The organism is Stutzerimonas azotifigens DSM 17556 (assembly GCF_000425625.1).
GTDB lineage: Bacteria > Pseudomonadota > Gammaproteobacteria > Pseudomonadales > Pseudomonadaceae > Stutzerimonas > Stutzerimonas azotifigens.
Map to the genome: position 1 here is coordinate 26177 of NZ_KE384424.1, position 8238 is coordinate 34414.

General features: G+C 68.7%; 6 protein-coding genes. 4 read left to right on the forward strand and 2 right to left on the reverse strand.

What is annotated here, in order from left to right:
• Positions 1 to 93: 93 nt before the first annotated feature.
• Both H610_RS0122180 and H610_RS0122185 read right to left on the reverse strand, forming a co-directional pair.
• Positions 94 to 1878, reverse strand: coding sequence for a GspE/PulE family protein (locus H610_RS0122180; protein WP_028241718.1), 1785 nt, complete (start codon positions 1876 to 1878; stop codon positions 94 to 96).
• A gap of 91 nt (positions 1879 to 1969) precedes the next feature.
• Entirely contained in the window at positions 1970 to 3325 is a 1356-nt protein-coding gene (locus H610_RS0122185; RefSeq protein WP_028241719.1) for a CYTH domain-containing protein, read from the reverse strand.
• A 113-nt stretch (positions 3326 to 3438) separates the two neighbouring features.
• Between H610_RS0122185 and H610_RS0122190 the strand changes: the two genes are divergently transcribed.
• The 4 genes from H610_RS0122190 (at position 3439) to argA (ending at position 8059) form a co-directional block, all read left to right on the forward strand.
• Positions 3439 to 4116, forward strand: a complete 678-nt coding sequence (locus H610_RS0122190) for a TIGR00153 family protein (RefSeq protein WP_028241720.1) — start codon at positions 3439 to 3441, stop codon at positions 4114 to 4116.
• Positions 4117 to 4159: 43 nt separating this feature from the next.
• On the forward strand, positions 4160 to 5422 hold the full coding sequence (locus H610_RS0122195) for an inorganic phosphate transporter (RefSeq protein ID WP_028241721.1): 1263 nt from the start codon (positions 4160 to 4162) through the stop codon (positions 5420 to 5422).
• A gap of 128 nt (positions 5423 to 5550) precedes the next feature.
• Complete coding sequence (gene argE, locus H610_RS0122200; RefSeq protein WP_028241722.1) at positions 5551 to 6708, forward strand: acetylornithine deacetylase; 1158 nt, start codon at positions 5551 to 5553, stop codon at positions 6706 to 6708.
• 49 nt (positions 6709 to 6757) lie between these two features.
• Positions 6758 to 8059 (forward strand): amino-acid N-acetyltransferase, encoded by a 1302-nt coding sequence (argA, locus tag H610_RS0122205; protein WP_028241723.1) that lies wholly within the window; start codon positions 6758 to 6760, stop codon positions 8057 to 8059.
• The last annotated feature ends 179 nt before the right edge of the window (positions 8060 to 8238 follow it).

An 8238-nucleotide genomic window follows, 5' to 3' on the forward strand; every position in this document is an offset into this window, starting at 1 on the left:
GCGCCCCGGACGATTGGTTCCACGGTCGGGCGTCGGTTCATGGCGAGTGGCCAGGAGGTGGCGGAGCGGCGCCGTCCGGGCCAATACGCTCGCTCAGCGCTGCTCGCTCTGCGGCGTGACGCGCAACACTTCCTCGATGGTGGTGAGCCCGGCGGCGACCTTCTGCGCGCCGGACAGGCGCAGGCTGCGCATGCCTTCCTTGAAGGCCGCCCGGCGCAAGGCGGTGAGCTCGGTGTCGGCGTCGATCAGGCCCTTGAGGCCGTCGTTCAGCAGCATGATCTCGTACACGCCGGCTCGTCCGCGGTAGCCGGTCTCGCGGCATTCCAGGCAGCCCACCGCGCGCATCGCGCCGCTCGGCAGGGGCGCGCTCCAGGGGCGGGTGAGGGTCTGCCAGTCCTGCTCGTCGAGCGTCGTCGGCGCCTTGCAGTGCGGGCACAGGGTGCGCACCAGGCGCTGCGCCATGACACCCAGCAGGGTCGCCTTGAGCAGGTAGTAGGGCACGCCGAGCTCGAGCAGGCGGGTGATGGCGCTGGGCGCGTCGTTGGTGTGCAGGGTGGACAGCACCAGGTGCCCGGTCAGCGCCGCCTGGATCGCCATCTCGGCGGTTTCCAGGTCGCGGATCTCGCCGATCATGATGATGTCCGGGTCCTGCCGCATCAGCGCGCGCACGCCGCTGGCGAAGGTCAGGTCGATGTTGTGCTGCACCTGCATCTGGTTGAAGGCCCCCTCGATCATCTCGATCGGGTCCTCGATGGTGCAGACATTCACTTCCGGCGTGGCCAGCTGCTTGAGCGTCGTGTAGAGCGTGGTGGTCTTGCCCGAGCCGGTGGGGCCGGTGACCAGAATGATGCCGTTGGGCTGGCGGGTCATGCTCAGCCAGCGGCGCAGGTCGTCCGGCGAGAAGCCCAGCTGGTCGAAGCTCTTGAGCAGCACCTCGGGGTCGAAGATGCGCATCACCATTTTCTCGCCGAAGGCGGTCGGCAGGGTCGACAGCCGCAGCTCGACCTCGCCGCCGTCCGGCGTCTTGGTCTTGACCCGGCCGTCCTGCGGCTTGCGCTTCTCGGCGACGTTCATCCGGCCGAGCGTCTTCAGCCGGCTGACCACCGCCATGGTCACCTGCGGCGGGAACTGGTAGACGTTGTGCAGCACGCCGTCGATGCGAAAACGCACCGTGCCCTGCTCGCGCCGCGGTTCGACGTGGATGTCGCTGGCGCGCTGCTGGAAGGCGTACTGGAACAGCCAGTCGACGATATTGACGATGTGCGCGTCGTTGGCGTCGGGCTCCTGGTCGCTGGCGCCGAGGTTGAGCAGCTGCTCGAAGTTGCCGACGCCGCTGATCTTCTGCTCGACCGCGGTGGCGCCGGTCACCGAGTGCGCCAGCCGGTAGAACTCGTTGGTGAAGCGCTGGATGTCCGCGGGGTTGGCCACGACCCGCCTGATCGGCCGCTTGAGCACGTGGGTCAGGTTCGATTCCCAGGCCTGCACGAACGGCTGGGCGCTGGCGATGGTGACCGCGTCCGGGCCGACCGCCACCGCGAGAATGCCGTGGCGCTTGGCGAAGGCGTGGGACATCAGCGGGGTCACCGCGGCCACGTCGATCTTCAGCGGGTCGATGCGCAGGTAGGGCTGGCCGGCGCGTTCGGCCAGCCACTGGGTCAGGGTTTCCAGGTCCAGGGTACGCCCCGGCCGCCGCAGGTCCTCGACCTGCTGGGCAGCGAGGAATTCCAGCGGATGCAACTGGTTGCCGGTGACGCTGCGGCGGATCGCCAGGCACTGCTCGGCGGTGTCCTGCGCCAGCCGGCCTTCGACGACCAGGTCGCGGAGCAGATCGTTGAGGTCGAGCCAGCGGTCGGCCGTGGAAGTGGGAAAGCTGGACATGGGGACTCCCTGCGGTCCGAACCTGAAGCCTGAAGCCTGAAGCCTGAAGCCGCGGGAACGCCGGAGGGGACGGACCCGCGACGGGCGCAGCTTACTTCACGAGCGCCTTGAACGCCTTGAGCGTCCACACAGTATGCGCCTGGGCCGCACGCTCCTCGCTGTCGGACGGTTGCTGGCTTATCGCGTGCAGCTTGGCCAGCTCGCCGTAGAGGCGGTCGATTTCCGGCAGCTCCAGCGCGCCGCGGGCCAGGCGCAGCCAGACCAGCATGCGCTCCATGCGCGGTAGCTGTTCGGCAAGGCCTTCGGGGCGTTGCTCGTAGTTCGTCAGCTGCAGCGCAGCGGCCTCCTCGGCGAGTGTGCGGGTCAGCCAATTGCCGAGTTCGGCCGCGCCCTGGCGATTGCCGCGTTCGTTGCGTTCGCGGCGCCAGCTCTGGGTCAGCAGCCAGTGCGAGGCTTTCAGCGAGAACAGGCCCCAGCGCGTGCGCCCCAGTTCTTCGGCGAAGCGCTGCGGGGCCTGGTGACGCATCTCCGCGTCTTCCTGTCCGGCCTGTACCAGGGGCCGCCAGTCGGCCAGCAGCGCATCGAGCGCGGCGCGCAGCTCGCGGCTGCTGGCGCGTGGCGCGGCCTGGCCGAGGCTGCCGAGCAGGGCGCGCAGGTCGACCAGCTGCTGCAGCCAGTCGGCCAGCAGCGACCAGTGGCCGTTGAAGCGGTACTGCTCGGCCAGCCGCTGGCTGCTGCCGAGCAGGTGCCAGGCGAGCGCGGCGAAGGCGTCGTCCAGCGAGGTGGACGCGCCCAGGGGCGGCAGCGGCAGGCCCAGGGCGTAGCTCGCCGGGTCGTGCAGGCGGTAGCCACGCTCGGCCTTGCTGATGTCGCAGGGCATCAGCGGCAGGTCCGCGGCCAGCTCGACCGCCAGCTCCAGCAGCGCCTCGGGCGGGCCCTGGCGCAGTTCCAGCTCCAGCTCGCAGATTTCCTCCTGCGCCTGCCCGGCGGTCACCTCGCCGAGGTCCAGGGCGGCCTCGATCGCCACCCGCGCCTTGCCGCGGCCCCAGGCGATCTCGGCCTTCTCGCGAACGAAATCGGTGGTGAAGATCGGCCCGAGCAGGCCCTTGTCCAGCGTCGCCAGGCTCGCCGGCCAGCAGTCGTCGCCCAGCCGCGACAGGTCCAGCGCCGGGGCGTCGAGGTACCAGTCCCACTCGTTGCGCTCGGACAGGCCGGCGACGCTCCGGCCGCGGCTCTTGAGCGTCTGGATGACGGTCTCGCCGTCGCGCCGCAGGCGCAGGGCGACCTTCGCGCGGGACAGATCGCGCGCCGGGGTGTCGTAGTACTGGTTGCTCAGTGGATGGCGCTGCCAGCCGCTCTTGTTGCGTTTCTTCAGCAGCGGATGGTCGCGCAGCGCCGCGAGGGTCTCGTGACTGGCGCGCAGCTTGATTTCGGTTTCTTTCTGCATGTACCGGGCAAACCTGTGTTTTTTCGGGGTTTGGACAGTTCCAACGCGCGGTGGCGGGCGTGTGTGGCCGCTCGTATACTTGCCGCCTTTTTCCACTCCGGGGAGGTATCCCTATGCCGACGAACCCTTTCGTCAGCCTGTTCGGGCGCTCGCCCATCGGGCCGATGCAGCAGCACATGGCCAAGGCGCACGAGTGCGCGGCGCAACTGGTGCCATTCTTCCAGGCGGCGATGGCCCGGGACTGGGAGCGGGTCGAGCAGATTCAGCAGGACATGGCCCGGTTGGAAAACGAGGCCGACAAGATCAAGAAGAACGTCCGCCAGCACCTGCCCATGAGCCTGTTCCTGCCGGTACCGCGCTCCGACCTGCTGGACCTGCTGAGTGTACAGGACAAAATCGCCAACCGTGCCAAGGACATCGCCGGGCTGATGCTCGGCCGCTGCATGTCGGTGCCGGAACAATTGCAGCCGCAGATGCTGGCCTTCGTGCAGCGCTGCGTCGAGGCCAGCGCCCAGGCCAACCGGGCGATGTGCGAGCTCGACTCGCTGCTCGAGACCGGCTTCAGCGGCCGCGAGGCTGAGCTGGTCGAGCGCATGGTCGAGGAGATCGGCGAGATCGAGCGCGACACCGACCGCATGCAGGTCACCGTGCGCCGCGAGCTGTACAAGCTGGAGAAGGAACTGCCGCCGGTCGACGTGATGTTCCTCTACAAGGTCATCGAATGGGTCGGCGACGTCGCCGACCGTGCCGAGCGGGTCGGCAATCGTCTGGAACAACTGCTGGCGCGCTAGCGCCAGCCCCCTCTTCTCCACTGAGTTTCAACGGGATCGTTTTATGTCTCTGATCGCGGATTACGGCTTCGTACTCCTGCTGTTGGCGTGCGCCTTCGGCTTCTTCATGGCCTGGGGCGTGGGCGCCAACGACGTGGCCAACGCCATGGGGACCTCGGTCGGTTCGCGTGCGCTGACCATCAAGCAGGCGATCATCGTCGCCATGGTCTTCGAGTTCTGCGGCGCCTACCTGGCCGGTGGCGAAGTCACCGAGACCATCAAGAGCGGCATCGTCGACGTCGAGGTCATCAGCCCCGACCTGATGGTGCTGGGCATGATGTCGGCGCTGCTGGCCGCCGGCACCTGGCTGCTGGTGGCCTCCACCAAGGGCTGGCCGGTCTCGACCACCCACTCGATCGTCGGCGCGGTGATCGGCTTCGGCGCGGTGGGTATCTCGATGGACGCCGTGCACTGGGGCAAGGTCGGCCCGATCGTCGCCAGCTGGATCGTTTCGCCGCTGCTGTCCGGCTTCGCCGCCTTCTTCATCTTCATGAGCGTGCAGAAGCTCATCATCGATACCGACAACCCCTTCAAGAGCGCCAAGCGTTTCGTCCCGCTGTACATGTTCCTCACCGGCTTCATGGTTTCGATCATGACGCTGTCCAAGGGCCTCAAGCACATCGGCCTGCAGCTCAGCGGCGGGCAGAGCCTGTTGCTGTCGATCGGCGTCGGCGCGCTGGTGATGCTGCTCGGCATCGCGCTGCTGACGCGCATCCAGGTCGACGAGGAAGCCGATCGCGCCTTCCACTTCTCCAGCGTGGAGAAGGTGTTCGCCGTGCTGATGATCTTCACCGCCTGCTCCATGGCCTTCGCCCACGGTTCCAACGACGTGGCCAACGCGGTCGGGCCGCTGGCCGCAGTGGTCGGAGTGATCCAGTCGAGCGGCCAGGACCTTGCCATCAAGTCGGTGGTGCCCGGCTGGGTCCTGCTGCTGGGCGCCGTCGGCATCGTCGTCGGCCTGGCCACCTACGGCTACAAGGTGATCGCTACCATCGGCAAGGAAATCACCGAGCTGACCCCCAGCCGCGGTTTCGCCGCCGAGCTGGCCACTGCCAGCACCGTGGTCGGCGCCTCGGCCATCGGCCTGCCGGTGTCGACCACCCACACGCTGGTCGGCGCCGTGCTCGGCGTGGGCCTGGCGCGCGGCATCGGTGCACTGAACCTGGGCGTGATCGGCAAGATCTTCATGTCCTGGCTGATCACCCTGCCGGTGGGCGCCGGCCTGTCGATCCTGTTCTTCACCCTCCTCAGCGCGATCTTCACCTGATTGCCGACGGCCTGCCGGTGTGCCGGCAGGCCTGTCTCATTGCCTCCGAGTCGACGAATACCATCCCGTGCGTGGCGCAGATCATGCTTCACTGAGCCGGTGATCGATTCTTTCCAGGAGGTCTGCCGGTGCCCTTTCCCTCGCTCAAGGAACAGTTCGCCGCGCTCGTGGCCACGCCCTCGGTCAGTTGCACCCAGCCGAGTCTGGACCAGAGCAACGAGGCCGTCATCGAACTGCTGGCCGGCTGGCTGGGCGATCTCGGCTTTCACTGCGAACGGCAGCGGGTCGCCCCCGGCAAGTTCAACCTGCTGGCCACGCGCGGCGGCGGCCCCGGCGGGCTGGTGCTGGCCGGGCATAGCGACACGGTCCCCTACGACGAGGCGCTCTGGCGCTCCGATCCGCTGAAGCTGCGCGAGGCCGACGACCGCTGGTACGGCCTCGGCAGCTGCGACATGAAGGGCTTCTTCCCGCTGATCATCGAAGCCGTGCGGCCGCTGCTGGAGCAGCCGTTCAGACAGCCGCTGATGATCCTCGCCACCTGCGACGAGGAAAGCTCGATGTCCGGCGCCCGCGCGCTGGCCGCGGCCGGGCGGCCGCTCGGGCGGGCCGCGGTGATCGGCGAGCCCACCGGGCTGCGGCCGGTGCGCCTGCACAAGGGCGTGATGATGGAGCGCATCGAGATCCTCGGGCAGAGCGGGCATTCCTCCAACCCGGCCTACGGGCGCAGCGCGCTGGACGCCATGCAGGCGGTGATGGGCGAGCTGATCGCGCTGCGCCGCGAATGGCAGGGGCAGTACCGCAACCCGATGTTCAGCGTGCCGCAGCCGACCCTCAACCTCGGCTGCATCCATGGCGGCGACAACCCCAACCGCATCTGCGGCCAGTGCGCGCTGGAGTTCGACCTGCGCCCGCTGCCGGGCATGGACCCCGACCAGTTGCGCACGCTGATCCGCCAGCGCCTGCGGCCGCTGGCCGAGCGGCACGAGGTGAAGATCGACCTGGCGCCGCTGTTCCCCAGCGCGCCGGCCTTCGAGGAGCCGGCGAGCAGCGAGCTGGTGCACCTGGCCGAACGGCTGACCGGGCATTACGCCGAGGCGGTGGCGTTCGGCACCGAAGCGGCTTATCTTCAGCAGCTCGGCTGCCAGGCCCTGGTGCTCGGCCCGGGCGACATCGCTTGCGCCCACCAGCCGGACGAATACCTCGACCTGGCGCGCATCGAGCCCAGCGTGCGGCTGCTGCGCGAGCTGATCCGGCACTATTGCCTGAACTCCGCCCTCGAATCCTGAAGCGCCGGCCGCCTGCCGCCGGCGATCCGTTCCGCCACAAGGCCAACGCATGCACGACTACGTCAACTGGCTTCGCGACTCCTCGCCCTACATCAATTCGCACCGTGACCGCACCTTCGTGGTGATGCTGCCCGGCGACGGGCTGGCGCACCCGAACTTCCCCAACATCGTCCACGACCTGGTGCTGCTGCACAGCCTCGGCGTGCGCCTGGTGCTGGTGTTCGGCTCGCGCCCGCAGATCGAGGCGCGCCTGGCCGCGCGCGGGCTGCCACCGCGCGTCCACCGCGACCTGCGGATCACCGACACGCCGACCCTGGAGTGCGTGATCGACGCGGTCGGGCAGCTGCGCATCGCCCTCGAGGCACGCCTGTCGATGGACATGGCGGCCTCGCCGATGCAGGGCGCGCGGCTGCGGGTGGCCAGCGGCAACTTCGTCACCGCGCGGCCGATCGGCGTGGTCGACGGCGTCGACTACCACCACACCGGCGAGGTCCGTCGCATCGACCGCAAGGGCATCGGCCGGCTGCTCGACGAGCGCACCATCGTGTTGCTGTCGCCGCTTGGCTATTCGCCCACCGGGGAAATCTTCAACCTCGCCTGCGAGGACGTCGCCACCCGCGCCGCCATCGACCTGGGCGCCGACAAGCTGGTGCTCTACGGCGGCGAGCGCGGCCTGCTCGATGCGCACGGGCAACTGGTGCGCGAGCTGCGTCCGCAGCAGATTCCCGCCTACGTCGAGCGCCTCGGCGGCAGCTACCAGGCCGAGCTGCTGGACGCGGCGGCGCAGGCCTGCCGCGGCGGCGTGCGCCGCAGCCACCTGATCAGCTACGCCGACGACGGCTCGCTGCTGACCGAGCTGTTCACCCGCGACGGCGGCAACGGCATGCTGGTGACCCAGGAGCAGTTCGAGCAGTTGCGCCAGGCGACCATCGAGGACGTCGGTGGGCTGATCGACCTGATCACCCCGCTGGAGGAGCAGGGCATTCTCGTGCGCCGCTCGCGCGAGGTGCTCGAACGCGAAATCGAGCAGTTCAGCATCGTCGAGCGCGACGGCCTGATCATCGCCTGCGCCGCCCTCTACCCGATCGCCGATTCCGACGCCGGCGAGCTCGCCTGCCTGGCGGTCAATCCGGAATACCGGCACGGCGGGCGCGGCGACGAGCTGCTCGAGCACATCGAGACGCGCGCGCGGCAGATGGGGCTCAAGACCCTGTTCGTGCTCACCACGCGCACCGCCCACTGGTTCCGCGAACGCGGCTTCGAGCCGAGCAGCGTCGAGCGCCTGCCCACCGCGCGTGCCTCGCTGTACAACTTCCAGCGCAATTCGAAGATATTCGAGAAGCGGTTGTAGGTGGGGTCGTAAGCCTGTCCGGGACGATGCTGTTGGGCTGCAGGCTAGAGGCTAGAGGCTAGAGGCGGGGGGGCGGCCTGCACTGCTGCTTTTGTGGGAGGCCCGCCCTCGGGGCGAGCTTTCGGGCTTTCCGCGCTGCGGGATGGTGCCCTGCAGGTCAGGCGTATCGCCGCGCGGGC

Bases quoted from the DNA above. Each gene is read 5' to 3' on its own strand.
- H610_RS0122180 (WP_028241718.1), bottom strand. From the start codon at position 1,878: ATGTCCAGCTTTCCCACTTCCACGGCCGACCGCTGGCTCGACCTCAAC.
- H610_RS0122185 (WP_028241719.1), bottom strand. From the start codon at position 3,325: ATGCAGAAAGAAACCGAAATCAAGCTGCGCGCCAGTCACGAGACCCTC.
- H610_RS0122190 (WP_028241720.1), top strand. From the start codon at position 3,439: ATGCCGACGAACCCTTTCGTCAGCCTGTTCGGGCGCTCGCCCATCGGG.
- H610_RS0122195 (WP_028241721.1), top strand. From the start codon at position 4,160: ATGTCTCTGATCGCGGATTACGGCTTCGTACTCCTGCTGTTGGCGTGC.
- argA (WP_028241723.1), top strand. From the start codon at position 6,758: ATGCACGACTACGTCAACTGGCTTCGCGACTCCTCGCCCTACATCAAT.